At 61.8% G+C, this 26,210-nt stretch carries 25 protein-coding genes and 1 other RNA gene; 14 read left to right on the forward strand and 12 right to left on the reverse strand.

Features of this window, described 5'->3' with window-relative positions; translation table 11 throughout:
- Window positions 1–152: 152 nt before the first annotated feature.
- The gene (locus NKH16_RS26945; protein WP_352742509.1) at window positions 153–464 is read right to left on the reverse strand and encodes a DUF2293 domain-containing protein; all 312 of its coding nucleotides are present in this window, start codon (window positions 462–464) and stop codon (window positions 153–155) included.
- Complete coding sequence (gene tsaA, locus NKH16_RS26950) at window positions 464–982, reverse strand: tRNA (N6-threonylcarbamoyladenosine(37)-N6)-methyltransferase TrmO (protein ID WP_352742507.1); 519 nt, start codon at window positions 980–982, stop codon at window positions 464–466. The genes NKH16_RS26945 and tsaA overlap by 1 nt, the downstream gene beginning before the upstream one ends.
- A 143-nt stretch (window positions 983–1,125) precedes the next feature.
- Between tsaA and NKH16_RS26955 the strand changes: the two genes are divergently transcribed.
- From NKH16_RS26955 to NKH16_RS26970, 4 genes are all read left to right on the forward strand, one after another.
- On the forward strand, window positions 1,126–2,148 hold the full coding sequence (locus NKH16_RS26955) for an ArsR/SmtB family transcription factor (RefSeq protein ID WP_352742506.1): 1,023 nt from the start codon (window positions 1,126–1,128) through the stop codon (window positions 2,146–2,148).
- The gene (gene metF / locus NKH16_RS26960) at window positions 2,148–3,065 is read left to right on the forward strand and encodes a methylenetetrahydrofolate reductase [NAD(P)H] (protein WP_023676795.1); all 918 of its coding nucleotides are present in this window, start codon (window positions 2,148–2,150) and stop codon (window positions 3,063–3,065) included. Before NKH16_RS26955 ends, metF begins: the two co-directional genes overlap by 1 nt.
- A 601-nt stretch (window positions 3,066–3,666) precedes the next feature.
- Window positions 3,667–4,104, forward strand: a complete 438-nt coding sequence (locus NKH16_RS26965) for an antitoxin Xre/MbcA/ParS toxin-binding domain-containing protein (RefSeq protein ID WP_352742504.1) — start codon at window positions 3,667–3,669, stop codon at window positions 4,102–4,104.
- Window positions 4,105–4,188: 84 nt separating this feature from the next.
- Window positions 4,189–4,794: an RES family NAD+ phosphorylase gene (locus NKH16_RS26970; protein ID WP_352820905.1), complete on the forward strand. Its 606-nt coding sequence runs from the start codon at window positions 4,189–4,191 to the stop codon at window positions 4,792–4,794.
- 111 nt (window positions 4,795–4,905) lie between these two features.
- Here the strand turns inward: NKH16_RS26970 and NKH16_RS26975 are convergent, their stop codons facing one another.
- Window positions 4,906–5,823, reverse strand: a complete 918-nt coding sequence (locus NKH16_RS26975) for a DMT family transporter (protein ID WP_352742500.1) — start codon at window positions 5,821–5,823, stop codon at window positions 4,906–4,908.
- A gap of 225 nt (window positions 5,824–6,048) precedes the next feature.
- Here NKH16_RS26975 and NKH16_RS26980 point away from each other — a divergent pair, with 225 nt between their 5' ends.
- A complete protein-coding gene (locus NKH16_RS26980) occupies window positions 6,049–7,269 on the forward strand; it encodes an alanine racemase (protein WP_352456188.1) in 1,221 nt (406 codons plus the stop codon).
- A 145-nt stretch (window positions 7,270–7,414) separates the two neighbouring features.
- Here the strand turns inward: NKH16_RS26980 and NKH16_RS26985 are convergent, their stop codons facing one another.
- Window positions 7,415–8,146 carry an SDR family oxidoreductase gene (locus tag NKH16_RS26985; RefSeq protein ID WP_352742499.1) on the reverse strand — a complete coding sequence of 244 codons (732 nt, stop codon included), beginning with the start codon at window positions 8,144–8,146 and terminating at the stop codon, window positions 7,415–7,417.
- A 124-nt stretch (window positions 8,147–8,270) separates the two neighbouring features.
- Between NKH16_RS26985 and NKH16_RS26990 the strand changes: the two genes are divergently transcribed.
- Window positions 8,271–9,164 (forward strand): LysR family transcriptional regulator, encoded by an 894-nt coding sequence (locus NKH16_RS26990; protein WP_352742497.1) that lies wholly within the window; start codon window positions 8,271–8,273, stop codon window positions 9,162–9,164.
- A gap of 157 nt (window positions 9,165–9,321) precedes the next feature.
- On the opposite strand, the gene NKH16_RS26995 is transcribed toward NKH16_RS26990, so the two are convergent.
- On the reverse strand, window positions 9,322–10,494 hold the full coding sequence (locus NKH16_RS26995; protein WP_352742495.1) for a lytic murein transglycosylase: 1,173 nt from the start codon (window positions 10,492–10,494) through the stop codon (window positions 9,322–9,324).
- An 80-nt stretch (window positions 10,495–10,574) separates the two neighbouring features.
- A complete protein-coding gene (locus NKH16_RS27000; protein ID WP_352742493.1) occupies window positions 10,575–11,372 on the reverse strand; it encodes a glycoside hydrolase family 25 protein in 798 nt (265 codons plus the stop codon).
- Between the two features lie 407 nt (window positions 11,373–11,779).
- Between NKH16_RS27000 and NKH16_RS27005 the strand changes: the two genes are divergently transcribed.
- Window positions 11,780–13,159, forward strand: coding sequence for a serine hydrolase domain-containing protein (locus NKH16_RS27005; protein ID WP_352742491.1), 1,380 nt, complete (start codon window positions 11,780–11,782; stop codon window positions 13,157–13,159).
- 24 nt (window positions 13,160–13,183) lie between these two features.
- Here NKH16_RS27005 and NKH16_RS27010 read toward each other — a convergent pair whose 3' ends face one another.
- The 5 genes from NKH16_RS27010 to NKH16_RS27030 all read right to left on the reverse strand — a co-directional run bounded on the left by NKH16_RS27010 (window position 13,184) and on the right by NKH16_RS27030 (window position 20,739).
- Entirely contained in the window at window positions 13,184–13,492 is a 309-nt protein-coding gene (locus NKH16_RS27010; protein ID WP_352453138.1) for a HigA family addiction module antitoxin, read from the reverse strand.
- 12 nt (window positions 13,493–13,504) lie between these two features.
- Entirely contained in the window at window positions 13,505–13,801 is a 297-nt protein-coding gene (locus NKH16_RS27015) for a type II toxin-antitoxin system RelE/ParE family toxin (protein WP_352902747.1), read from the reverse strand.
- A gap of 136 nt (window positions 13,802–13,937) precedes the next feature.
- Window positions 13,938–14,603: a class I SAM-dependent methyltransferase gene (locus tag NKH16_RS27020; RefSeq protein WP_352742489.1), complete on the reverse strand. Its 666-nt coding sequence runs from the start codon at window positions 14,601–14,603 to the stop codon at window positions 13,938–13,940.
- Window positions 14,603–15,847, reverse strand: coding sequence for a BtaA family protein (locus tag NKH16_RS27025; protein ID WP_352742487.1), 1,245 nt, complete (start codon window positions 15,845–15,847; stop codon window positions 14,603–14,605). Before NKH16_RS27025 ends, NKH16_RS27020 begins: the two co-directional genes overlap by 1 nt.
- 998 nt (window positions 15,848–16,845) lie before the next feature.
- A complete protein-coding gene (locus tag NKH16_RS27030; protein ID WP_352742485.1) occupies window positions 16,846–20,739 on the reverse strand; it encodes a hydantoinase B/oxoprolinase family protein in 3,894 nt (1,297 codons plus the stop codon).
- 181 nt (window positions 20,740–20,920) lie between these two features.
- On the opposite strand from NKH16_RS27030, the gene NKH16_RS27035 reads away from it, so the two are divergent.
- The 7 genes from NKH16_RS27035 to NKH16_RS27065 all read left to right on the forward strand — a co-directional run bounded on the left by NKH16_RS27035 (window position 20,921) and on the right by NKH16_RS27065 (window position 24,906).
- The gene (locus NKH16_RS27035) at window positions 20,921–21,121 is read left to right on the forward strand and encodes a hypothetical protein (protein ID WP_352492713.1); all 201 of its coding nucleotides are present in this window, start codon (window positions 20,921–20,923) and stop codon (window positions 21,119–21,121) included.
- A 189-nt stretch (window positions 21,122–21,310) separates the two neighbouring features.
- Window positions 21,311–22,030, forward strand: a complete 720-nt coding sequence (locus NKH16_RS27040; protein ID WP_352742483.1) for a TerB family tellurite resistance protein — start codon at window positions 21,311–21,313, stop codon at window positions 22,028–22,030.
- Window positions 22,027–22,794: an N-acetylmuramoyl-L-alanine amidase gene (locus tag NKH16_RS27045; RefSeq protein WP_352742481.1), complete on the forward strand. Its 768-nt coding sequence runs from the start codon at window positions 22,027–22,029 to the stop codon at window positions 22,792–22,794. Before NKH16_RS27040 ends, NKH16_RS27045 begins: the two co-directional genes overlap by 4 nt.
- Window positions 22,795–22,978: 184 nt before the next feature.
- Window positions 22,979–23,722: a lytic transglycosylase domain-containing protein gene (locus NKH16_RS27050; protein ID WP_352742479.1), complete on the forward strand. Its 744-nt coding sequence runs from the start codon at window positions 22,979–22,981 to the stop codon at window positions 23,720–23,722.
- A 59-nt stretch (window positions 23,723–23,781) separates the two neighbouring features.
- Window positions 23,782–24,180: RNase P RNA component class A (gene rnpB, locus NKH16_RS27055), an RNA gene on the forward strand.
- A gap of 150 nt (window positions 24,181–24,330) precedes the next feature.
- Window positions 24,331–24,615: a type II toxin-antitoxin system ParD family antitoxin gene (locus NKH16_RS27060; protein WP_352680272.1), complete on the forward strand. Its 285-nt coding sequence runs from the start codon at window positions 24,331–24,333 to the stop codon at window positions 24,613–24,615.
- 117 nt (window positions 24,616–24,732) lie between these two features.
- On the forward strand, window positions 24,733–24,906 hold the full coding sequence (locus tag NKH16_RS27065) for a type II toxin-antitoxin system RelE/ParE family toxin (RefSeq protein WP_352680271.1): 174 nt from the start codon (window positions 24,733–24,735) through the stop codon (window positions 24,904–24,906).
- Window positions 24,907–24,914: 8 nt separating this feature from the next.
- On the opposite strand, the gene NKH16_RS27070 is transcribed toward NKH16_RS27065, so the two are convergent.
- Complete coding sequence (locus NKH16_RS27070; RefSeq protein ID WP_352453149.1) at window positions 24,915–26,030, reverse strand: cystathionine gamma-lyase; 1,116 nt, start codon at window positions 26,028–26,030, stop codon at window positions 24,915–24,917.
- Between the last annotated feature and the right edge of the window lie 180 nt (window positions 26,031–26,210).

The raw sequence follows: 26,210 nt of genomic DNA on the forward strand, positions 1-26,210 counted from the left end.
GGGGAGATGGGGTATCTTGTCTGCTTCCGCCAATCACCAACGTTGCAGGATTGGCGGCTAGGGCGAAGCTGCTGATCTCCCCCCTTGAGGGGGAGATGGCCGGCAGGCCAGAGGGGGGCGCCGTAGAACTCGACGCGCGTGCCTGCTATTCTCTACGCCTCATCCTCATCGTCGAGCAGCCGGGTGGCGCGCCAGCGGGTCAGCACGATGTTGGTCTGCTCGATGACGAAGAAGCGCGCGGAATCGCGGTCATAGCCTTCGGCCAGCAGCTTTTCGTAGTCGGTGTGGGCGTGGCGAATATGCGCAATCGTTGCCAGCCACACGGCAATGCTCGGCGGCAAGCTCTTCATGTGCACGGCGCCGGCATCGGCACGGATCTTTTCCATGTCGGCATAAGGCGCCAGCGGCAGGAGCGCTGTCAGCGCCTTGGCGACGGCGCGGCGGCGGCCGGTCGGCGCGCTCATCACTCCACCGGCCCTGACTCGTCCCGCCCGGCGATGGTCGCCTCGGCGAAGGCATCGGTCGAGGCGAAATAAGGCTTGATGTCGATGACCGGCGTGCCGTCGAGCACGTCGATGGCATCGAGATCGACGCGGCCGGTGTCGATGTCGACGGCAACCAGCTTGGCGACGTGCAGCCCAATTGGGTTCGGCCGGGCAGGGGAGCGCAGCGAAAAGACGCCTTTCGGCTCCGTGGCATGGCGGGGTTTCTGGACAATCAGTTGCCGCGGCGCATGGTGCAGCCAGGACAGGATGATGACGTGGCTAGCGCGTTCCAGCCCAAGCAGGCCGTCCCGATAGAGCGGATCGATCGTGAGAACCGCCGGCTGTCCCATCTCCCGCGCTGCCTTCATGTTCTTGGGGCAGGTCTCCCGCGTGACCCAAGGCGAAGCGATGCGGCCGATGAAGACGACATGGCCATCCGGCGGCATCGTTGCCGGGTCGGTTTCCAGAAGCTTTTCGCCGCTGCGCGTTTCGAACATGGGTCTCGCCTCGATCATGCTTCCGACTTTGCGCGATCCGCCACGCATGCGTCATTTTCTTGTCCGGAAGCGACATAGCGCTTGCAAGCCCATCAAAATCGACATAAACATATGTTTATATCTTTTTCAAAGAGAATGCTCGCATGCATGTCGCTCTCGACACGATGGTAGATACATTGAAGGCGGCTGCCGAATCCAGCCGGCTGCGCATATTGGCGCTGCTGTCGCGCGGCGATCTGACCGTGTCCGATCTCACCGAAATCCTTGGCCAGTCGCAGCCGCGCGTCTCGCGCCATTTGAAATTGCTGCTGGAGGCCGGGCTGATCGGCCGCTACCAGGAGGGCTCGTGGGCGTTCTTCCGGCTATCGGATTCCGACGCGTCGCGCGATTTCGTGCTCAGGCTGGTCTCCGGCATCCGCGGCGCCGATCCGCAGGTCGAGCGTGATCTCGAACGGCTGGCCGCGGTCAAGCGCAAGCGGCAGGACCGGGCTGCCGAATATTTCTCGGTAAACGCCGCAAGCTGGGACCATATCCGCTCGCTGCATGTGCCGGATCGCGCCGTCGAAGCAGCCCTCATCAAGCTCGTCGGCAAGCGGCCGTTTCAGTCGATGCTCGATCTCGGCACCGGCACCGGACGGCTGCTCGAGATCTTTTCGCCGCTCTATCGGCGCGGTATCGGCATCGACATGTCGCGCGAAATGCTGACGGTGGCGCGCGCCAATCTCGACAAGGCCGGCGTTTCGAATGCGCAGGTGCGCCAGGGCGACATTTTTGCGCCACCGGTCGAACGCGACGCCTTCGATCTCGTTACCATCCATCAGGTGCTGCATTATCTCGACGATCCCGCCCGCGCCATCCGCGAGGCGGCGCGTCTGCTGCGCCCGGCCGGCCGGCTGGTGATCGTCGATTTCGCGCCGCACGCGCTGGAGTTCTTGCGCGAGGAGCACGCGCATATGCGTCTCGGCTTTTCCGACCGGCAGATTGGCGACTGGTTTTCCGAGGCCGGCCTCGATCTTGAGGACAGCCAGGAATTCGAGCCGCGCGGCGGCAACGAGGCCAAGCTCACCGTCAAACTCTGGCTCGGGCGCGATCGGCGCATGCTGATTGCCGACCCTTCCAACGACAGACAACCGGCCAATGCGTATCCGATAGGGGAAACCGCCTGATGAACCAGTTCCGCTTCTCCCGCCGCCCCGACATCGGCGACAAGGTCAGGGTTTCGTTCGAGTTCTTTCCGCCGAAAAACGATGAGATGGAAGCAAGGCTGTGGGACACGGTCACCCGGCTTGAGCCGCTCAAGCCGAAATTCGTCTCGGTCACCTATGGCGCCGGTGGTTCGACCCGCGAGCGGACGGCCCGCACCGTCAAGCGCATCCTCAATGAAACGACGCTGACGCCGGCGGCGCACATGACTTGCGTCGATGCTGCGCGTCACGAGGTCGATGCGGTGATCCGGGAGTTCGCCGATATGGGCGTCAAGCGTTTCGTCGCCCTGCGCGGCGATCCGGCAGAGGGCGTCGGCGCGGCTTACCGGCCGCATCCGGAAGGCTATGCCAATGGCGCCGAACTGGTCGATGCGCTGAAGGGCGCCGGCGATTTCGACATATCGGTCTCGGCCTATCCGGAAAAACATCCGGAGAGTCCTGATTTCGCCACCGACTTCGACATGCTGAAGCGCAAGGCCGACAACGGAGCGACGCGGGCGATCACCCAGTTCTTCTTCGACAACGATCTCTATGAGCGCTATGTCGAGCGGGCACGGCGGGCCGGCATCTACATACCGATCGTGCCGGGCATATTGCCGGTGCACAATTTCACCCAGGTCGCCAACTTTTCGGCGCGGTGCGGCGCCTTGGTGCCGGCATGGCTGGCCGAGCGTTTCGATGGGCTGCAGAACGATCCGCAAACGCATGCGCTGGTGGCATCTGCCGTGGCCGCCGAGCAGGTGCTGGACCTTGTCGAGCGCGGCGTCGGCGATTTCCACTTCTACACGATGAACCGGGCCGATCTGGTCTTCGCCATCTGCCACATGATCGGCATCAGGTCGCACGAAGTCGAGGCGGCGGGATCGGCCGCGGCGTAAGGCGGCAAGCTCCTTTTTGAAATGTCAAAGATCGGGGAAATGCAAAAGGCCGGGCAAAATGCCCGGCCTTTTCAATGGTTTGGAATATTCGGTGCTGGTCTTCCCCCGCTAAGCGGCCTTATGGAAGGACGCCCATAATGAGGGCGCCGATGAATGCAAACGCAGCACAAATCATCAATGCGTTGATCGGCCTCGTCAGTCCCATGTCATAGCCTCCTCTTAAAGAGCTATGGCGAGAGTCTAGGGTCATTTGTGCCACAGGCAAGCAGAAACTTTGCTGCAATGCGACGAGATTGTGGAATTTGCGACCTGCCGTTTGCCGTTAGGCATTGAAAATCTTTGTCAAAAGCCGGCTCGGGACCTGTGAATAATTTGTGGCAAAGCCGGGGCAGTAACGAGAATGGCAGCGCTACCGCGGCAGAAATCGGAATCGATTTTCGGAACGACTGAAGATTCGACGCGTCGAAGCATCCTTTGCGCATCCAACCGGATGCTGCACGCTATACGAATGCGGTGGGCAACCAGCAGCGTTGTGAGATAGCCAGGACTTGAATTTTCTGCCAATTGGCAGTATATTGCCTGCCAAGTGATGGAGGTCGGAATGAGTGTCGCTTATGCGGTTCGCGATCCTGCAAATCAGGCTTTGCCGGCAAATCTGGCGGATGCCTCGGCACGGGCGCGGATCACGCCAGCTGCTGTTGCCGGCATCGTCAGGGTCGCAGACATCTGGCATCTGACCAGCACCGAGATCTGTACCTTGATCGGCGACGTGTCGGAGAGAACCTGGTTCCGCATGAAGAAAGGCGAGTGGGAGGGCGTTCTCTCCCAGGATTCGCTGACACGCATCAGCGCCCTGATCGGCATCTTCAAGGGACTGCGGCTTCTGTTCTCCGAAGGGCTTGCCGATGAATGGGTGCGGTTGCCGAACAAAGGGCCTCTTTATGGTGGCCGGCGCCCCCTGGACGTGATGATCGAGGGCGGCATTCCGAAGCTGCTGCAGGTTCGCCAACATATCGACGCTTTGCGCGGTGGACTTTGAATGCAGATCCCACCACGCGCTGACATTTCCCAGCGCGACACGATCCGGCTGATTTCGACAGGCAGGCTCAAGGAACCGGTCCTGATGCCGTTGGCCAGGAATCATGGAGATTTGGAGGACCTTGCGGAGCTCGAAGGAGCCACCAGCGGCCGTCTTCAGGCGCAGCAAGGGGGATTGCCCGACCTCGATCCGCGCGAACTGGTTTTCGGGAGACCGGGCTACACCTTCATCAATGCGGCGTTCGCTTACACCCGTCCAGGCGGCAATCGTTTCAACGATGATGCCAGGGGCGTCTGGTACTGTGCGTTCGATGCAGAAACCGCGCTCGGCGAGGTCTCTTTTCATCTGACGCGCGAGCTTGCCGCGATCGAACGGTTCGAAAACGTCACCGACTACGCGGAGCTCGTTGCCGACTTCATAGGCTCGTTTCACGATCTGCGCGGTGCTGAGTTCAGCAAGGACCCGGTGCTCGATCCGGATACTGTCTTAGCCTATCCTGCCGGTCAGGCGCTGGCGAAGCAACTCCGCAAGCAAGACGCCGCGACCGGTCTTGCGTATCCTTCCGTGAGACATGTTGGCAGGACCTGCCTTGCCGCCTTCCTTCCCGATCTCGTTCAGAATCTCCGGCAAGGCGGTATCTGGCGTCTGGAATGGCAGGGTTCATCTGTTCCCGCGATCACGCCCATATAGCGCCATCTCTAAAGCGCGTCGCGTTCGACCGGCCTCATGCGACGCGCTTTAGGTTCTTGTTCTATGCATGTCGTTATCGCAAAACCGCTGCACACCTTTGCGCGACATGCATTAGCGCCGCCCGAACAAGCGACCGTCGATGGTGACGAGGCCGAGCGCGATCAGCGCCATGCCGCCCAATTCGAACAGTTCGAGCCGCTCGCCCAGGAACAGGAAGCCGAGCAGAATGGCACTGGCCGGCACGATGAGCGTGACCAGCGAGGCATTGGTGGCGCCGGCCGAGGCGACGAGATTGAAATAGAGGATGTAGGCGAAGGCCGTCGACAGCAGCGCCAGCGCCAGCACCGCCGCCCACACCGGCGGCGAGGCCGAAAACAGATTGGCAGCGTCATAGGTGAACAGAACGACCGGGATCATGATGATGGTCGAGCAGGTCAATTGTCCGGCGGCAATGACCGGTGACGGCACACCCTTGAGGCGGCGGGCAATCATCAGCGCAACCGCATAGGATAGCGACGCTCCGATGAGCGCGAATTTCGCCCAGACCGAACCGCCGAGCCCGGCGACGAGGCCGGGGCCGATCATCACCGCCGTTCCCGCGATACCGAGGGCGATGCCGGCAAGCTTGTTCCACGACAGCTTTTCGTCGCTGGTCAGGGCGTTGGCGAGGATCAGCGTCCAGAACGGCGTCGTCGAATTGAGCACCGAGGCGACACCGGCGCCAAGTTCGGTCTGGCCGGCAAAGATCAGCGAGAAAGGGATGACATTGTTGGCGAGCGCCAGCAGGAAGAACAGGCCGGCATGCGGCAAGGCGAGGCGAAACGACGGGCCGCGGACCGCAAGATAGAGCTGCAACGCGATCGCAGCGATGGTGACGCGAAACAGCACCAGCACCAGCGGCGGAAGTTCCGCCACCGCAATGCGGGCAAAGAAGAACGAACCGCCCCAGACGGCGCCGAGCAGCAGAAGCTGCGCCCAGTCCTTGAGCACCATCGGACCGCGCATCGTGGTGGTGGCAGCTATCGCCATTGGTCGTCCTCCCAGACGAGATGCCTTGCTCTTCAGGCGTCTGTTCACGCCATACCCGATCCGGCCGCAAGGGCCACCCGAAACCTGAGCGATGGCCTAGCTCGCTCATAACCGGCCTGCAGCACCGGCGTAGCGCCGCGAAGCCAGGGCGGCGAGACATAGAATTGTTTTCATTAGCCGCTAGCTTGGATTAATTGTGCGCAGCCTCAGTCAAGGGATTCGTCCATGCAGCGATTCGAAAATGCCCGCGAGGCAGCGCTGGCGCTTCGCCCGGACGATCCGATCTATTGCTTCCGCCCGCAGGTGCTGAAGGCGGACGCCAAACAGTTCATGGGCATGTTTCCCGGCAAGACCGCCTATGCGGTCAAGACCAATGGCGAGCGGATCGTGCTCAACGCCCTGGTCGAGGCCGGCGTCGGTGCCTTCGATGTGGCCTCGCCCGGCGAATTCGCCGCCGTGCGCGCCGTCTCGCCGGACGCCGAGATGCTCTACATGCACCCGGTGAAGGCGCAGTCGGACATCAGGCTGGCGCTGGAAAAATACGCCATCCGCGTCATTTCGCTCGACCATGAGGACGAGGTCACCAAGCTGACCAGGGTGGTGCGGGCGCTCGACATCGATCCGGGCGCCATCACCGTGTTCGTGCGGATCCAGACGAAAGGCTCGGCGGCCTACGAACTGTCGAAGAAGTTCGGCGCCGGACCGGCCAATGCGGTCGAACTGGCCGAACGGCTGAACCGGACGGGCTACAAGGTCGGGCTGTGCTTTCACGTCGGCAGCCAGATCGAGGATCCCGACACCTATGAGCGGGCGCTGGCCTCCGCCGACTGGGTGCGCAACCGCGTCGGTTTCGACATTGCCGGGCTCGATGTCGGCGGCGGCTTTCCCGCCGAATACGGTCATGATCCGAACAGCCGCAAGCCGGAAATGCCGTCGCTCGGCCAGATCATGTCGCGGCTGTCGGGCGACCTCCAGGAGTACCAGTTCGACCAGATGCCGCTGGTGGCCGAGCCCGGCCGGGTGATCGTGGCGCGCTGCCTGTCGCTGATCGTGCGCGTGCTGCTGCGCAAGGGCAAAAGGCTCTACATCAATGACGGCATCTGGGCGTCGCTGTCGGATTCATGGACCGGCAAGATCACGCTGCCGGCGCGCTTCATCCCCGATCCGGCGATCCGCTCGCGCAATGGCGAGGACAAGACCATCGTGCCGTTCAAGGTCTGCGGCGCGACCTGCGATTCCGTCGATATATTGTCGCGGCCGTTCTGGCTGCCCGAAACCGTCGATACCGGCGATTGGATCGAGATCGGCCATATCGGCGCCTATTCGCTGTCGCTCCGAACACGGTTCAACGGCTTCTATCCCGACACTTTCGTCGAGGTGGCGACGCCATTCGACGAAGGCGATGCGCCGCAGGGGTTTGCCAGCCTGGAGACGATGGCGGATTAGTGAATAGTGAATAGTGAATAGTGAATAGAAGTAGTTCTTGCGTTCCGTCCGCTTCGGTGAATTATCACCATTCACCATTCACCATTCACCATTCACCATTCACCATTCACCATTCACCATTCACCATTCACCATTCACCATTCAGTCAGGCCACGCCGCCGCCGGCCTGGATGTTCTCGCCGGTAAGCCAGCGAGCCTCGTCCGAGGCCAGGAAAACCGCGACATCGGCGACGTCGTGCGGTGCTCCGATCCGGCCGAAGGGCGACATGCCGGCGGCCACGGCGCGGTCCCGTTCGGGGAGCAGGTCGGTGTCGGTGAAGCCTGGTGAAAGCGCATTCACGGTGACGGAGCGCGGGCCGAGTTCGCGCGAGAGGACGCGGACGAACTGCTCGACGGCTCCCTTGCTGCCGAGATAAAGCGCCGTTTGCGTGAAGAACATCCTGGTTCCACCGGTGGAAACGGCAATGATGCGGCCACCGTCACGAACGCGGCGCGCCGCTTCCTGAAGCGTGAAGAAGGTGCCCTTGGCATTGGCGCCGAACACGTGATCGAAGTCCGCTTCGGTGGCCTCGACGAGCGGCTTTATGACAGCGACGCCGACATTGGCGACGACGATGTCAATCGGCCCCATCTGCCGTTCGGTTTCGTCGAACAGCCTGCGAATGTCGGGGATGCTGGAGACGTCCGCCTGGATGGCGACGGCTTTTCCGCCAATCCCTTCAATGGCGGCAACCACTTCCCTGGCTGCTTTCTCGTTGCCGACATAGTTGACGACCACGGCAGCACCCTTGGCCGCGAGCCCCTCGGCGATGGCGCGCCCGATGCCACGCGAGCTGCCGGTCACAAGTGCGGTTTTGCCTTCGAGTGGACGATGCATGGCTGTTCCTTCCGTCTGATTACGGCCGCCTCGATCGAGCGGGCGTTCCAGGGAAAGCTATGGGCATGCTATTGCTCAGAGAATAGCCTATTATCTTACTGACTTGTTAAGGCTGGGGTACATAATGCGCGGAACCGAGTTTTCCGAACTCACGGCATTTGCAGCAATCATCGAAGAGGGCAGCTTCGTCCGCGCCGCGGCCAAACTCAGGATTTCGCCTCCAGCACTCAGCCAGACGATACGTGGGCTGGAAGAGCGTCTCGGTGTCCGCCTGCTCAACCGCACCACGCGCAGCATGTCGCCGACGGCTGAGGGCGAGAAGCTGTTTGCCCGCATCGCACCGGCGTTCAGCGAACTGGAAGGGGCCGTCGCCGACGCGCATGCATCACGCGGCCGGCCGGCAGGCTCGCTGCGCATCAATGTTCCGCGCATTGCCGCCACGCGTTTCATCGCGCCGATCCTCGGCGATTTCCGCCGGGCCTATCCCGATATCGCCCTCACAATCATTGTCGACGACATGCTCACCGACATCGTCGAGGGCCGCTTCGATGCCGGAATCAGATTGGGTGAGCGGCTGCACAAGGACATGGTGGCGGTAAAACTCAGTGACGAACTGGAGATGGCCGCAGTGGCCGCGCCGAGCTACCTGGAGCATCGCCCGATACCCCGTCACCCGGCGGATCTGCATCAGCACCAGTGCATCAATTTCCAGTGGCCCAGCGGCGGCAATCTCTACCGCTGGGAGTTCGCCCGGGGCCAACGTGCCTTGGAAGTGGCTGTCAGCGGCGGCCTGACGGTCAACGATACGGAACTGATGATCGGGGCGGTTCTGGATGGGGTCGGCGTGGCGTACATGCTGGAATATCAGGTCCGGCCATGGATCGAAGCGGGAAAGCTCATCCGCTTTCTCGACGCCTGGTCGCCGAGATTTCCGGGCTTTTATCTATATCACGCGAGTTCCCGCCAGGTTCCGGCACCGTTGCGAGCGTTCATCGATTTCCTGCTTGCCAGGCGGTGATGTGAATAGTGAATAGTGAATAGTGAATAGTAGTAACCTCTGGTGCTCAGTGCGGCTCCGGTGCTATTCTTTTTCACCATTCACCATTCACCATTCACCATTCACCATTCACCATTCACCATTCACCATTCACCATTCACCATTCACCATTCACCATTCACAGTCTCGCCAGCAGCTCCGGCGTCGGCCAGCCGTCGACCGGCATGCCCAGCCGCTTCTGCTCCTTGCGGATCGCTTCGCGGGTGTTGGTGCCCAGTATGCCGTCGACGGTGCCGACGTCATAGCCTTTCGCCTCGAGCTTGGTCTGCAGCGCCTTCATCTGGTCGCCGTTGAGGCCGGGTTCGGGGCTGCGCGGATCGAATCGCGGCGCGCCCCCCAGCCGGGCGGCAAGATTTGCCGCGGTCAGGGCATAGGTGAATGACTGGTTCCACTCGAGATAGACGTCGAAATTGTCGTAGGTCAGGAAGGCAGGCCCCTTGCGACCCATGGGCAGCGCCAGGCCGGCCTTCAGGCCGTTGTCGAGAAGCGGCGTACCGTCGGGCCTGGTAACGCCCCACTGCGCCCACTGCGTCAACGGCAGCTTGTTGGTGCGCCCCGTCTGCTCCCACGGCAAATCGTCGGCCACACGGACTTCCTCGATCCAGGGCTGATCGCGCTTCCAGCCGCGCGACTGGATCTTGCTGGCCGTGCTCATGATCACATCGGGCGCGCTGCCGCGCAGGTCGACCAGGCCGTCGCCGTCGCCGTCGACGCCGTGGCCGAGATAGTCGGAAGGCAACATCTGCGTCTGGCCGATCTCGCCGGCCCAGGCACCGGTGACGTCGGCCGGCACGACGCCGCGATCGATCAACATCAGCAGCGGGACGATCTGCGGCCGGAACAACTGCGGGCGGCGGCAGTCATGCGAAAGGCTCACCAGCGCGTTCAGCGTATGAAAATCGCCCTGCACGGCGCCAAAATCGGTCTCCAGGGCCCAGAAGGCGGCGATGACCGGCGCCTGCACGCCGTATTCGCGATCGGCGCGGACAAAGACCTCGGCATATTTTTGCAGATTGGCCGCACCTTGCTTCAGCCGATGCGACGAGATCATGCGGTTCGAGAATTCGATGAAGGTCTGGGTGAAGACGCCCTGGGCGCGGTCGCGTGCCAACGCCTTCTCATCGAGGGTGGCGTTTTCCAGCGCATCAAGGCCGGCAGCGCCGACGCCGGCCGCCCTGGCCTCCGCCGCCACGCCGTGCTTCCATGACTCGAAATCCCCGCCGCATTGCTGTGCCGCGGCCGGCACGGCGGTCAGGAGCAGCGCCGCGAGAAGTCCAAAGCGCAATCGCATCGCTATCCTTCCAAGAAGATTACCGGCGGTTGCAGGCATTCGTCGTTGGCTGTGTCGAAAAGCAGGCGGCAGGCCTGGTGTCAACGGGTGTTCTGCCGCAACCACTTCTTCCACGCGGCTTCGGAGCCGTTGAAGACGCTGATGTCGGCGTTTCCGGCCATGCCCGGCACGACACCCGTTCCGGTATACTGCCAGAAGGTGAAGGGATGGCTGCCGTATTTCTGGCGCGGGTGCCCGGCGACGGAGCGCAGCCAGTAGGGGTAATTGCGGAAGCCCGATAAACCGTTATCTTCGAAGAAATCGACAGACGTGTAGATGATCGGCTTCTTGCCGTAGTATTTTTCGACGATTTCGAGAAACGTGCTCATCTCGCTGCGTACCGTGGCGGGATCGGGCCGCAGCTTGCAGGTCGGCGATTTCGGGTTCCATTCCATGTCGAGAACCGGCGGCATCGCCGAACCGTCTTTGGGCACGTTCTGGATGAACCAGCGCGCCTGGGTAGCGGCCGGCGTGCAAAAGTAGAAGAAATGATAGGCGGCACGGGGGACGCCCGAGGCCTTCGTGCGGCTCCAATGCTCGTTGAAAGCTTCATCGAAACGGTCTCCGCCTTCGGTTGCCTTGATAAAGGCGAAGGAGATGCCGCTGGCCCTGGCCGCCGGCCAGTCGATCGAGGTCTGGTATTTGGAGACGTCGGTGCCGTGGACGGCGTAGCTCCACGGTGCGCCGCTATCCCATTCATGCGGGTCGGAATCGGCAAAACGGGGCGCGCGTACCGCAACCGTCGGGGCGCTGGACGACGACAGCGATGGCGTCAGATCCTCGACCGTCGAGCAGGCACCAAGCAGCATCAGCGTGATGAGGACCGCGAAACGGCGCATCGCTACTTCCTGAGCCGGTTTCAGCCGGCCGCTGATGGGTCTTTCCGCGGGTGGCCCCTCGACCGGGCGCGGCGCGTTTGAAACTGACTTACGCGACGCGCCTGGATCTTCGTTTCATGCATTCCCAAACCGTTACGCAGTTTTGGGACGCATGCATTCAAGCCCCCGCCGGACGGTCACCCCACAGGATCGCCCGGTCTGTCCTAAGCGCGTCGCTTCGACGCGCTTAGCTCTTTTGTCTATGCATGTCGTTGTCCCAAAACCGCTGCGCACTTCTGGGCGACATGCACCTGTGATCGCCGATCATGGTTGATATTCGGTTGACGGCGCTCGACAAGAGCCGCGATTTTGCCGAAACAATGGCGGCAAATCGATGACATAGATCGCGCTCAGGGGAATTCGAAAAAATGCAGATCCTCCTGAAGTTCGTCAAATGGCTGCTCGGCCTGGCTGTGCTGGCCGCCGCGATACTCGCCGGCTGGCTGTATTTCGCGCCGCCGGAACTGATCCGCGTCGGTTCCGGCTATGCCGCCAAGATCGTCTGTTCGAACGTCTTCATCGCCGGGCGAGACGCCAACGACGTGCTCGCCGTCGATGTGCAGGCGCCGGGTCATCCGCTGCTGAAGCTGATGAGAGTGTCGGTCGACAAGGAGAAGGGAACGGTTTCGGCCGGCCTGTTCGGCGCGCTCGGCAAAAGTGTCGCGGTCGCCCGCGAGGGGCTCGGCTGCGCCTCGGTTCCCGACGGCGATATTGCCGCCGCCAAGGCTGTCGCCGGAGCTGCACCGACGCCGGCGCCGCTGCCCGATCTGATCTGGCCGGAGGGCGACAAGGCCGATGCCTCGCAGGATCCCGAGGTCGCGAAAGTCCTCGACGATCCAGCCATGACCGGCGCCGGCATGCGGGCGGTCGTGGTGGTCAAGAACGGCCGCATCGTCGCTGAGCGTTATGGCGACGGCTTTTCCGAAAAGACGCCGCTATTGGGCTGGTCAATGACCAAGACCGTAAATGCGGCGATCGTCGGCACGCTGGTGAAGGAGGGCAAGCTGGCGATGACCAACCAGGGTCTGTTCGGTCCCTGGAAGGGAGATGGCCGCGCCGTGATCAGCCTCGCCGACATGATGGCGATGTCGAGCGGGCTGGAATTCAACGAGGATTATGGCGACGTCGCCGACGTAACGCGCATGCTCTATCTCGAACCGGACATGGCGGGCTTTGCCGGATCCAAGCCGCTGACCGGCGAGATCGGCAAGGTGTTTTCCTATTCGAGCGGCACGGCGGTGATGCTGTCCAGGCTGTGGCAGGACGCAATCGGCGACAAGGACAAGGCACTGGCGTGGCCGAGGACCGCGCTGTTCGATCCGCTCGGCATGCAGAGCGCTGTGCTTGAGGCCGACGAGCACGGCACCTTCGTCGGCTCGTCCTATCTCTATGCCACGGCACGCGACTGGGCGCGCTTCGGCCAGTTCCTGCTGCAGGGCGGCGTCTGGAACGGCCAGGAGATGCTGCCCGCCGGCTTCGTCGACTGGATGCGGGAACCGGCAACTGCCTCGAAAGTCTACGGCAAGGGGCAATTATGGATAGAAGGACCGGGCGACGAAGAAAACCCCGGCGCCGGCACTGCCGCCGGCGTGCCCAAGGACACCTATTGGATGGAGGGGCATGATGGGCAAACGGTTGCCATCATCCCCTCAGAGCAGCTGGTTGTGGTGCGGCTCGGGCTGACGCCGGCCAGGCTCGGCTACCGGCCGCAGGCGATGGTGGCGGCGCTGATCAAGGCGCTGCACTGAGGAATGCGGCGGTCGCAGTCTTGTCTATGCGGCTGTCGCCAAAGGCTTGGCGCGATCAACACGCGCCCGCTCGTCGGGTGAATTCATAACCGTCCAAAGATCGTTACGGCGCTGGACGTTCAACCAGAAATCCGGGCTGTTGCCAAACACCCGCGCCAGAATGAGCGCGGTAGCCGCCGTCACGTTGCGGCGGCCGTTGCACAATTCGTTCACATGCTTGCGCTGGACGCTCATAGCTTCGGCCAAAGCCGCCTGTGTCAGGCCGAGTGGTTGCATGAATTCTTCCGTAAGAATTTCGCCAACCGTTGCTGGCTTGCGTGCGGTCATCAACATGTCTCACCTCACTTATATATAGCTGTGGTCGTTGAGATAGATGTCCGACGCCTCGCCCCGGCCCCCGTCCCAGCGGAAGACCAGCCGCCATTGTTTGTTGACACGGATCGAATGGAAACCTTCGAGATTGCCGCGCAACTTCTCGAAATGGTTGCTGGGCGGCACACGCAAATCCTGATCGATCGCCGCGTCGTCAATCATCTGGAGCTTGCGGAACAAGCGGCTTTCGAGATCGGACGGAATATTGCGGGAATGGGTGTCGTCCACGAAGAAAGCCCGCAGCCATCCATCTCTAGATCCGATGATCATCCCATGCTTCCGGCGAGGAGATAATGTACCACTCCTTGGGTCACATGGCAATGTGTGATTTAGCCAATTAAACTGATTTCAGCCACGGCCCCCATTTAGGATTGGAGCCCCAAAACCTTCCACGCCAAAATTGATATTAGATGGCGATCTTGATCACGGCGAGCCAGCTGTAGCCGCGATAAAGTGTTCTGAATCGAAGGCTTGCTCCAACTCTCGCAGATTCCGATTCCAGGACGTCGCGCAGGACTTCACGCGGCTGGACATGGAATTTTCTCAACCAGCCGCGCAGCAGCGTGCGGAACCAGCCGGGCAGGGCCTCCTGCTGGCCGAAATCGACGACGTGCAGCGAGCCGCCCGGTGACAGGGCAGCAAGAGCCGCGAACACTGTCTTCTCCCAGCCGGGAATCATCGACAGCGAATACGAGACAAAAATGCGGTCGAAACTTTTGACGCCGAACAGTGCTTTCGCGTCGAAATCGGTGGCGTCGCCGCACGCCAGGGTGACGCGCCCGGAGAGGCCTTCGCGGGCAAGGGCAGCGGTGGCCGTCTCCAGCATCCCGGCCGAAATATCGAGGCCGAAGAAGCGCGCGCCGGGATAGCGGCGGGCGGCGAGGATGATGTTGCGGCCGGTGCCGCAGCCGAGCTCGAGCACGGTGCCGCCGGCCGGCACATCCAGTCCGGCGATAAGCCGGTCGCGGCCGAGCAGATAGTATTTGCGGGTCAGGTCGTAGATATGACGCTGCCAGCGGTAGACGCCGTCCATCAGCTCGGCATGGCTGGCCGGCAAGTCGGTCGTGCTCATCAGGACCGCTTCACATAGAGATGGAAGCCGCCATAGATGGCCGAGCGGTCGCGCGCCGAAAACTCGCGCGAGGCGTCGTTCTCGTAGCGCCACTGATCGAGCAGCGAATTCGAGACGCGGCCGGGCAGCAGGCTGGGTTCCGCTGCGGTGCGGAAGATGACGCGGGCGCCGGTTGAGGCGGTTCGGGTGATCTCGGCCCACAACCCGTTGAGCTGGTGGTCGGTCATCCAGTCCTGTGCATCGAGCAGCACGAAGCGATCCACCGAGCCGGCATCCTTGCCGGCAAGGAACTCGATCAGATTGGCGTGGTGGATGGCAACGCGATCGACATTGTTGCGGATCGTCTTGTAATTGCACTTTTCGAGATAGGCGGGCAGGGCGGCCTCGCCCGGATCAGGGTAGCGGCGGGCGAAAGCCTGCCAGGCGAAATAATTGGTCTTCAGCGGAAAATCGCAGGCGAGCTTTTCCAGTCGTGCCTTCAGCACGCTGGCCATGGTGCCGTCACCCGAGGTGATCAGCGAATCGTACTGGGCCGGCGGAATGCCGAGGCCGAACAGCGAGGCTTTTCGTGAGGTCGCCCATTTCAGCAGCGGTTTTTTGAAGACCGGCGCCAGCTCTTCGTCGAAGAAGCGGCGCTGATCGGCGATGCTCTTGGCGTCCATGATGCCGGCCGGGTCGACGCCGAAGAATTTTGCGGTGCGATGGCCGATCGCAATGAACAGGCCAAGCAGGCCGGTCTGGTAGAAATTGCGGTCGAAGACAGCGATGCGGCGACGGCCGCGCCAGTTGCGGCGCTCCCAATAATGGCGGCTGACCGGGTCGAGATGCGGTGCGATGAAGCGATCGTAGGCCTGTGAATTGTGCCCGGTCCCAGCCGCGCCGAAGAAACGGAACAGGTCGCCCTGCGACGGCAGGTGACGGACGGCTTCGAGCTTCATGCGGTTCAGCGCGATATGGGCAGCGTTGAGGTCGACGGCATCGATCCTTTCCGGCGAGCGGGTGAGATAGGCAAGGATGTTACAGCCGCCGGAGGCAATGGTGACGATGCGGTGGCCCGTCCCGAGCTGCATCGCGTCCATGTCGATTTCGGGGTCTTCCCAGATCTGCGGATAGACGAGGCCGGAGAACAGGAAGGCGAACAGGCGCTCGGAGATGCCGGCTTTCGACAGCGGGCGGTTCTGGTAGACGGCCTTGCCGACTTCCTTGCCGCGGCGAAAAACCAGGTCCCCAGAAATGTCCGTCATGGCAAGGCGATTCCCCGTTTGCGTTGCCGCAAGCGGGTAGCGCAGGGTGATGACAGGCCGGTGACAGCCTGTTGACGCCGGCTCAAGCATTGCTGTGGCGCGCAAAATTAGGTGGTGCCTTGGCACAACCTTACTTGGCAGCGAATTTGGCTGGAAAATCGAGGGCCAGTCGAATCGTAGTTCATGAATCTACGATCAATCCGTAGAGGCAGGCGAGCATCCCCAAATGTCGGTTCCGGTGTCGCAGTTTTCATGAGTTTGTCAGCGGTTGAAACCAAGATAGCCAAATGTATTTGTACAGAAAGTGAGCATCAACCAAAGAGGGCTTGTGCAGAATATGCACCACAGCACGATCACCGTTCGAAACACTTGATCATGAGGGAATGTGAACGGATCGATCTTGGGATGACCTAAGAGTTTTGATAAGGGCGGCACATAATTACCTGTAGCGGCAGCATGCATCGTCTTAGAAAAATGTTTCCATCTTAGAAAAACGAAGCAAGCCCAAAATGCAGGAAAAAGCGTCAGTGCGAATATCATCTTTAGCGGTATGGGTTGCCCGCCGTGAATGATCCACCCAGGGCAACTACTTCGCGCTGGGTCGACCAGCGAAAAGATGAAGGCCTCCACAACAACTCCCAAAAAACAGACTATAGCTCCCCACTTAGCAACCCTTCGACAGAAATCTGGATCATAGTTCGGGAGGCGCGTATACTCATCCATATGGGTGCTAAGTCCTCATCGGTCCTGGAAGTCTTTGGTATAGAATGGCGAAGCTGCTCTTCGCCCTTGAGGGTTTGATCCGCCCGCCGACATCGAAATTGCGCCCGCAACCCTTTTTGGCCCACGGTCGGTTTGGTCCCGCCGGATCGCTCTCAGCCCCCTGCTTTCCATAGGCCCCCTGCTTTCCATAGCTTGCGCAATCGTGCCCGCCGTTTTCCCACCTTGCCCTGCCTAGGCGGCCGATATCATCTTATCTTGCGCGTTACACTTGCGCGTTACGACTTGCCAAATCCACCTGGGGTCGGCGTCGTCACGATGACCGCCTCGCCAGCGTCGAGGATGGTCTGATCGCAGGCTTTCAGCGTCTCGATCGCGCCGGTCTTGCGGCGGACCTTGGTCGAACCGGCCTCGCCATCGCCGCCTCCGTCCAGTCCCCGCGGCGGGCGGTTGCGATGCGAGGACAGGATGGCGCATTCCATTTTTTCGAGGAAGCGGATGGTGCGCCTGGTGCCGTCGCCGGCATTCCATTTGCCTTCGCCGCCGGAGCCTTCGCGGATATGAAAATCCTCGAGCAATACCGGGAAACGCAGTTCCAGCACTTCCGGATCGGTCAGGCGCGAATTGGTCATATGGGTGTGGACGCCGGAGGTGCCGGCAAAACCGCGGCCGTCGTTCATCCGGCCGGCCGGCGAGCCCGAGCAGATCGTCTCGTAATACTGATACTGCTTGTTGCCGAAGGTGAGATTGTTCATCGTGCCTTGCGCATTGGCCATCGCGCCCATGGCGCCGAACAGCGCGTTGGTGACGTGTTGCGAGGTCTCGACATTACCGGCGACGACCGCCGCGGGATAGGCGGGTTTCAGCATCGAGCCGTCGGGAATGATGATGTTGATCGGCCGCAGACATCCGGCATTCATCGGGATGTTGTCTTCGACCATGACGCGAAAGGCATAAAGCACCGCGGCACGGGCGACTGGCTCTGGCGCATTGAAATTGTTCTTCATCACCGGCGACGTTCCGGTGAAGTCGACGGTGGCTTCGCGCTTCCGCCGGTCGACCGATATCTTCACCTTGATCATTTGGCCGGTGTCGGTCGGATATTCGTATTCCGAACTGTCGGGCAGCCGCTCCAGAACGCGGCGCACGCTTTCGGCGGCATTGTCCTGGACATGGCCCATATAGGCTTCGACCACATCGAGGCCGAAATGCGCGACCATCTTGCGCAGCTCGGCGACGCCCTTTTCGTTCGCGGCGATCTGCGCCTTGAGGTCGGCGATGTTCTGGTGCGGATTGCGCGCCGGGTAGGGGTGGTCGGTGAGCAGCGTCTCCAGGTCCTTCTCGCGGAACCGGCCGCGATCGACGATGCGGAAATTATCAAACAGCACGCCTTCCTCGTCGACGGTTGTGGCAAGCGGCGTCATCGAGCCGGGCGCGGTGCCGCCGATGTCGGCATGATGGCCACGCGAGGCGACGTAGAAGAGGATCTTCGGCGATTGGCCGATCTCCCCCCTTGTGGGGGAGGTGGCGGCGAAGCCGCCGGAGGGGGTCGTTGCGGCAGTGCTCGACGCACTTGTGGTGCCTTCTGCGAGGACCCCACCCGGCCGCTTCGCGGCCACCCTCCCCTCAAGGGGGAGGGAAAACACCGGCGTCACCACTGTGATATCAGGCAGATGGGTGCCGCCATTGTAAGGCGCGTTCAGCGCAAAGACGTCGCCGGGACGGATGTCGCCGGAGTTGAGCCGGATGATGGTTTCCACCGAGCGGTCCATCGAGCCGAGATGCACCGGCATATGCGGCGCGTTGGCGACCAGCGCGCCATTCCGGTCGAAAACGGCACAGGAGAAGTCGAGGCGCTCCTTGATATTGACCGAATAGGCGGTGTTCTGCAGCGTCACGCCCATCTGCTCGGCGATCGACATGAACAGGTTGTTGAAAACCTCCAGCATCACCGGATCGGCTTCGGTGCCGAGTGCGGCGTGTCGGCGCTTCTTCTCGACGCGCCGCATCAATACGTGGTTCTTGGCGGTGATCTCGGCCTGCCAGCCCGGCTCGACGACGATGGTCTGGTTAGGCTCGATGATCAAAGCGGGGCCGGCGATCTTGTTACCAGGCTTCAGCGTTTCGCGAGGGAAAATGCCGGCGTCGCGCCAGACGCCGTCGACAAAGATTTTCCGGTTCCCGGAAGGATTTGCGGCCATGTATTCAACAACTGAATCGCTTTCGTCGCGGCCGGTGCCGCCGGTATCGGTACCTTCGACGCCGATCGACTCAACGATCATCGGCTTGTCGTCATAGACGAAACCGAACTGTGCCTTGTGCGCCGATTCGAAGTCCGCCTTGGCCTGCGCAATCGAGCCGTGCCCGAAGTTCACAGGCAGCGCGGTATCGGTGCCGTCGTAGCGGATCTGCAGCACCGGTCTCGAGACGACCGCGTCTTCGCTGATGCCTTGCGCGGCGAGTTCGTCGATGACGGCTTTGCGCAGCGTTGCGATGAGTTCATCGATCGCTGGCCCGGAATTGTCCGCCAGCGGCTTCAGCAGCGCCTGCTGGCGTGACGCAAATACAGAGGATAGGCCGATGCCGTATGCCGAGAGCAGGCCTGAGAAGGGATGGATCAGCACCGCCTCCATGCCGAGCGCATCGGCGACCAGGCAAGCGTGCTGGCCGCCGGCGCCGCCGAAGCAGTTCAGGAGGTATTCGGTGACATCGTAGCCGCGCTGCACCGAAATCTTCTTGATGGCGTTGGCCATGTTTTCGACGGCGATGGTGATGAACCCTTCGGCGACGGTTTCCGGGGAGCGGCCGTCGCCGATCTCGGCGGCAAGGGCCGCGAATTTTTCGCGAACCGTCTGGACGTCGAGCGGTTCGTCCTGGCCCGGTCCAAAAATAGCCGGGAAGAACTCGGGCTGCAGCTTGCCCAGCATGACATTGGCGTCAGTGACGGCCAACGGGCCGCCGCGCCTATAGGCGGCCGGGCCGGGATTGGCGCCGGCCGAATCCGGCCCGGCGCGAAAGCGGCCGGCCTCGTAATGCAGGATCGAGCCGCCGCCTGCAGCGACGGTGTGGATGCGCATCATCGGCGCGCGGATGCGCACGCCGGCGACCTCGGTGTCGAAGGCGCGCTCGTAGTCGCCATCGTAATGGGCGACATCGGTGGAGGTGCCGCCCATGTCGAAGCCTATGACCTTGCCGAAACCGGCGAGTTTTGCCGTCTCGACCATGCCGACGACGCCGCCGGCCGGGCCGGACAACAGCGCATCCTTGCCCTGGAACATGTCGGCGGCGGTGAGGCCGCCCGACGACATCATGAACATGAGGCGAGGGCTTTCCCTCCCCCTTGAGGGGAGGGTGGCGGCGAAGTCGCCGGGTGGGGTCGGCTCGACTGGGTTCGACACTCTGGCGGTGCCTTCTGAGATGACCCCCTCTGGCTGCTGCGCAGCCATCTCCCCCACAACAAGGGGGGAGATTGGCGCGGCACCCAGTTCCGCCGCAACCCTTTGCACATACCTAGCCAGGATCGGCGACAGATAGGCGTCGACCACCGTGGTGTCGCCGCGGCCGACCAGCTTGATCAGAGGCGAGACCTCGTGACTGACCGAGACCTGCGAGAATCCGAGCTTTCGACAGACTTTGGCGACCGCCTTTTCGTGCTCGGGATGTTTCCAGGCATGCATGAAGACGATCGCGACCGCATCGATGCCATCCGCCTTGGCTTGCTCAATAGCCGGGCGTACCGAAGCAATGTCGAGCAGGCGCTCGACACTGCCGTCGGCGCGAACCCTTTCGTCGATCTCGACGACACGCTCATAGAGCTGTTCGGGAAGGATGATCTGCTTGGCAAAGATATCGGGCCTGGCCTGATAGGCAATCCTCAGCGCATCGCGGAAGCCTTTGGTGATGAGCAGCAGCACACGGTCGCCCTTGCGCTCGAGAAGGGCATTGGTGGCAACCGTGGTGCCCATCTTGACATCGCCGATCAGAGCGGAGGGGATTGGAGCGCCGGGTTGGACGCCGAGCAGCTCGCGAATGCCATGGATGGCAGCATCGGCATAGGCTTCGGGATTCTCGGACAGCAGCTTGCGCGGGTGCAGCGCGCCTTCCGGGTCACGGCCGATGACGTCGGTGAAGGTGCCGCCACGGTCGATCCAGAAATCCCATTTTGCAGTCACTGCGGCGGCTCCCGGGATTTTTCCCTGTTCGATCTGTTAGCTTGCGAGGCCCTGACCGGCAATCGTCAAATGATTGGAATATGTTACAGGCAGAAATGCAACGTTACGAAACTCATGCGCAGCTTACGCATTGTGTCCTCGACCGCCGCCGGTAACGGAGGCGGATTAGAGGAGAGATATCATGAAGAAACTCATTCTTGCGTCGGTGTCGGCGCTTGCGTTGCTTGGCCTTGCCGCCTGCAGCAACAGCGGCACCGACAACACCACGACGCAGAGCACCAACCCGCCGGCATCCGACCAGACGATGAAGCCGGCTGCTCCTGACGCAAACAAGCCTGCCGAGCCGGCTCCGGCGCCTGCGCCGGCTGCTCCGGCTCAGTAGTCAATGTGACAACCAAGGAAAGGCTGGCCTCACAGGCCGGCCTTTCTGCTGCTTACGATACCAGCGCCTGGCGGCCGAGTGCGACGACGTGAGCGCTGGCGCCAGCCGCCTCAGACAAATCGATTGGGCCAGCCCCTGCGGCACTGTCTTGGCTTGATAGCGATGGGTGGTTGGCCCTATGAAGCCCCCATGTCGATTTGGGACCGCCTTGGCGACTTCGTCGCACGCGTTTCATCTTCAGCGTCGTCAGGCGTCGCCGAAGTGGTCGAGGCCGTGCGCACGGTTTTCTCCGGCGATGCCGATCTGCGCCGGCGCGTCGCCTTCTCGGTGGCGATGATCGCCCTGTCGGCCAAGATGGCCAAGGCAGACGGCATCGTCACGCAAGACGAGGTGCGCGCCTTCCAGGAAATATTCGAGGTGCCGAAGGAACAGAGGCGCAATGTGGCGCGGCTCTACGATATGGCCAAACGCGACATTGCCGGTTTCGAGACCTATGCCGAGCGGATGGCGCAGCTTTGCGGTTCGGGCCATTCGAACTGCCTGATGCTCGAGGACATACTCGACGGGCTGTTCCACATCGCCAAGGCCGACGGGCTGGTGCATGAGCGAGAGGGCCAATTCCTGCATCGCATCGCCGAGATATTCCGCATCGATGAGGCGCATTACCAGAGCATCCTGGCCCGGCATGTCGATCTGGGTGCGGCCGATCCCTATGTTGTGCTCGGCATCGAGCGTGGGAAGCCGTTCGAGGAGGTCCGCAGGCGCTACCGCAAGCTGGTCTCCGACAATCATCCGGACCGGCTGATCGCACGCGGCCTGCCGCAGGAATTCATCAAGATCGCGACGACCAGGCTGGCGGCGATCAACGCGGCCTATGAAATGATCGAGCGAGGCCTGCGGCACGCATGAGCGGCTTTCCGCCCGATGAGCCGAGCGCCGAGGTCAGGGTATCGCCGAATTTCGGACCACGGCGCGGGACGCTCGGACCCGATATGATCGTGCTGCACTACACCGGCATGGCTACCGGCGCCGGTGCCGAGGCATGGTTGTGCGATCCGGCAAGCGAGGTCTCGTCGCACTACCTGGTCCATGAGGACGGCGGCATTGTTCAGATGGTAAGGGAAGGCGACCGCGCCTGGCATGCCGGCAAGAGCTCGTGGTTCGGACAGAGCGACATCAACTCCTGTTCGATCGGCATCGAGATCGTCAATCCGGGGCATACGCTCGGCTATCGCAACTTTCCAAAACCGCAGATCGACGCGGTGATCGGCCTGTGCGCTGGGATCATCGAGCGCCATTCCATTCCGGCGCAGCGGGTGCTTGCCCATTCCGACGTGGCACCGGGGCGAAAGGTCGATCCAGGCGAGAAATTTCCATGGAAGGCATTGTTTGCTGCCGGTATCGGCCATGTTGTGCCGGCAGCACCGATCCGGCGCGGCGCCGTGCTGAAGCCAGGCGATACCGGCGCCGAGGTAGAGGCGCTGCAGTCGATGCTGGCGCTCTATGGTTATGGCGTCGAGATCACCGGCGCTTTCGACCGGCAGACCGAAATCGTGGTCGAGGCATTTCAGCGGCATTTCCGGCAGCGCCTGGTCGATGGCATGGCTGATGGATCGACGATCCGCACGCTGGAAAGGCTGCTCGCTTCCGTAAGGATAGCCTCTCTCAAATAATCTTTTGCCAGCTTAAAAGTTACAATCTGTTACTCAAAGTGACTTGCGTCGCCTTCTTTGGCGCCAATTCCGTCGTCAAAGGCGATCCGTACAGATTGTCGGACGTCTATCCCCCCAGATGTTCCGATGTTGATTGAGGGTATCTGCGCGAAGTCTTTGTGCAGATCAAACAGAACAGGATCACATGCAGAAATTGACCGTTTTAACGGCAGCCATTGCTGCCGGCGTAATGACTTTTGCCTTCAGTGCGGCGAACAGCGCACCGCTGAGCCAGCGGGCCGATCAGGGCTTCAGTGCCGCAGCCGGCAAAACCGCCGTGCCGAAGGGTGGTGCAAAAGTAGAGAAGACCGCCACCGCAAAAGTGGAAAAAGCGGCCGCGGTAAGGACGAAAAAGCCAGTCTCCGCGAAAGGGCCAACCGCTGCGAGAAAGACAATCGCCAAACTGCATGTGAAGCGTAACCGCAAACGCATCGACCGCATGGCAACGGCGTCAGTCGCTCCGAAGAGCAGGCCAGCGCCTCAGGCGGCGGCAGTCGGCGGCAGCGGACAGTATTCGGCGATCATTGCGCGTTATGCCGCCAGCTATGGCGTCCCGGTGTCGCTCGCCAATGCCGTCATCAAGATCGAAAGCAACTACCAACCGAACCAGGTCGGCAGCGCCGGCGAGATCGGCCTGATGCAGATCAAGCCGGCGACGGCGCGGATGATGGGCTATAGCGGTTCGGTTCAGGGTCTCTACGATCCCGATACCAACATCAAATACGGCATGAAGTACCTTGCCATGGCGCGGGATCTCGGCGGCGGCACGACCTGCGGCACGATCCTGAAATACAATGCCGGCCACGCCGCCACACGGATGAACCCGGTGTCCGCAGCCTATTGCGGCAAGGTCAAGGTGCAGCTGGCAGCACTTGGAGCGCCCGCCTGACAAGCGACAACGTGCTTTTTCGTTTGCGTTTTCGGGCCTGAACCCCTTTATACGCCTTGCCAGCTGGCCGGGCGGCCGCACCCGCGAAGCCGAAAGGCTGTGGGTGAGGAAAGTCCGGGCTCCATGGAGACACGGTGCCGGTTAATGGCCGGCGGGGGCGACCCCAGGGAAAGTGCCACAGAAAGCAAACCGCCACGATCCAATCGAGGCAAGGGTGAAAGGGTGGGGTAAGAGCCCACCGCGCGACTGGCGACAGGAGCGGCACGGTAAACCCCACCGGGAGCAAGACCGAATAGGGGCGGTGCGAGGGGAAACCCTCGAGGGCTGTTTCCGGCTCACCGTCCGGGTAGGTTGCGTGAGGCGTATGGCAACATGCGCCCAAGATGAATGGCCGCCACGTTCTCGCCCCGTACGGGGCGAGGGCCATACAGAACCCGGCTTACAGGCCAGCTGGCAGTTTCCCCGATAAAAGGAAATCTCCTGATATCAGCAGGTTGCGTTTTCGGGCGCAGCCGTTGATTCAGTTTCGACCCCTGCAGCCGAGCGCGACAATCCTTGAAATTGGTACGATTTAATCGTACCATTGAGAGATTGATCAGGAGTGCGCCATGGGCCACGTTGACAAACGCAGCATCACGCTGTCGCCGGAACTGGCGGCGGCGGTCGACGACGTGGTCGCCGCCGGCGAATATGCCTCGGCAAGCGAGGTGATCCGCGACGCGCTGAGGCAATGGAAGGACCGGCGCGACCTGCTCGGCTACACGGTCGAGGAATTGCGCAAGCTGGTGCAGGAGGGGATCGACAGCGGTCCGGGGCTGGACGGGCCGCCAATCATGGAACGGCTGCGCGCCAAATATCTGAAAATGGCCGGAACCAAAGGCCTTGAGGAGTGAAATACCGCCTGCTTCCTCAGGCATTGATCGACCTCGAAGCCATCGGCGACTACATTGCCGAACAGAATCCAAATGCGGCGGTTCGGCTCGTGGATCTCTTGCAAAGGCCGGTGGGATTTGCTGACCCTGCACCCCTTCTCAGGTGCGCCGCGCGAAGACATCGCAACCGGAATCCGTCACCTGATCGTCGGCGAATACCTCACCTTGTATCGTGTCCGCGAAGAGGCGATCGAAATCGTTCGCGTGCTGCACGGCCGGCGCAAGATTGATGCCGACGATCTGAATTCGTGATTGCCGATTCAGCCACCGATTGCGTCTAGCGACGCCTCGATCGCCTGCCAAAGCTCTTCCACCGGCTCGCAGCCGATCGACAGGCGAACGAAGCCGGGCGGAACGGCATCTCCCCTTTTTGATCGCCGTTCGGCCGAAGTGTGCACGCCGCCGAACGACGTCGCTGCCTGCATCAAGGCGCAATTGTTGATGAAATCCTCGGCCTTGTCCTCCGAGGCGAGCACGAACGAGATGAGAAAGCCGAAGCGCTCCATCTGGGCGCGGGCAAGATTGTGCGATGGATCGCTCTCCAGTCCCGGAAAGCGCAAGCCGCTGATCGCGCGATGGTTTTTCAGCCGTCGCGCTATCATTTCGGCGGAAGCGCACATGCGGTCGAAGCGCACGTCCAGCGTTTCGAGGCCGCGATGCACCAGCCATGCCTCGAACGGCCCGGGGATAGCGCCCGACGTCTCGCGCCAGTCGGTCACCCTCGAGATAATGTCCGCGTCGCGGCTGGCGACATGGCCGAACAGCACATCGGAATGGCCGTTTGGTGCCTTGGTGTCGGCGGCAATGACGATATCTGCGCCGAGATCGAGCGGGCGCTGGCCGAAAGGCGTCATTGTCGTGTTGTCGACCACAAGCACCGCACCCGCTCTATGCACGGCTTCGGCGACGGCTGCGATGTCGCATATATCCAGTCCTGGGTTGGCGGGCGTTTCGACGAACGCAAGCCGATACCTATCGAAGCCGCCGTCGAGGAAGCTTGATGTTGGCCGGACATCATAAGCGACGCCAAAGGACTTCAGGAAGCGCTCTGCCAGCGCTCTCGTCGTGTGATAGCCGTCGGACGGCAGCAGGATACGGTCGCCGGCTTTGAGCAGGCCGAAAAATACCGCCGAGATGGCAGCCATCCCCGAGGGAAAGGCGACGCATGAGGCGTCTTCCAGATGCGCCAGCATGTGCTCGACCGCATCCCAGGTCGGATTGCTGAAGCGGCCATATTGATCGAAGCCGGTGGCGTCGCCGGGCGCATGAAAGATGGCGGCCATCGTCAGGGGCAAGGGGATCGGGTCGCCCTTGGCCAGCCCGCCGCGGCGCAGATGGGGAAGTGCCGCGGCGCGTGACTTGGCTGTTTCGGACATGATTTCAAACCTCGTTACTGACCGGAAAAGGAGATGCCGAGGCTATGCGCGGCAGCGATCCGCAGCAAGCCGCCTCCGGTTGGACCAGACGGCCCTAAACGCTTCGTTAGGCTTAATGGAGGATAAAGACCGGAGTGCCGTCAAAGCTGCTCTCCCCAGTCGTGGCAGGCGCGTTTTGAA

The organism is Mesorhizobium sp. M1307 (assembly GCF_040318155.1).
Lineage (GTDB): Bacteria > Pseudomonadota > Alphaproteobacteria > Rhizobiales > Rhizobiaceae > Mesorhizobium.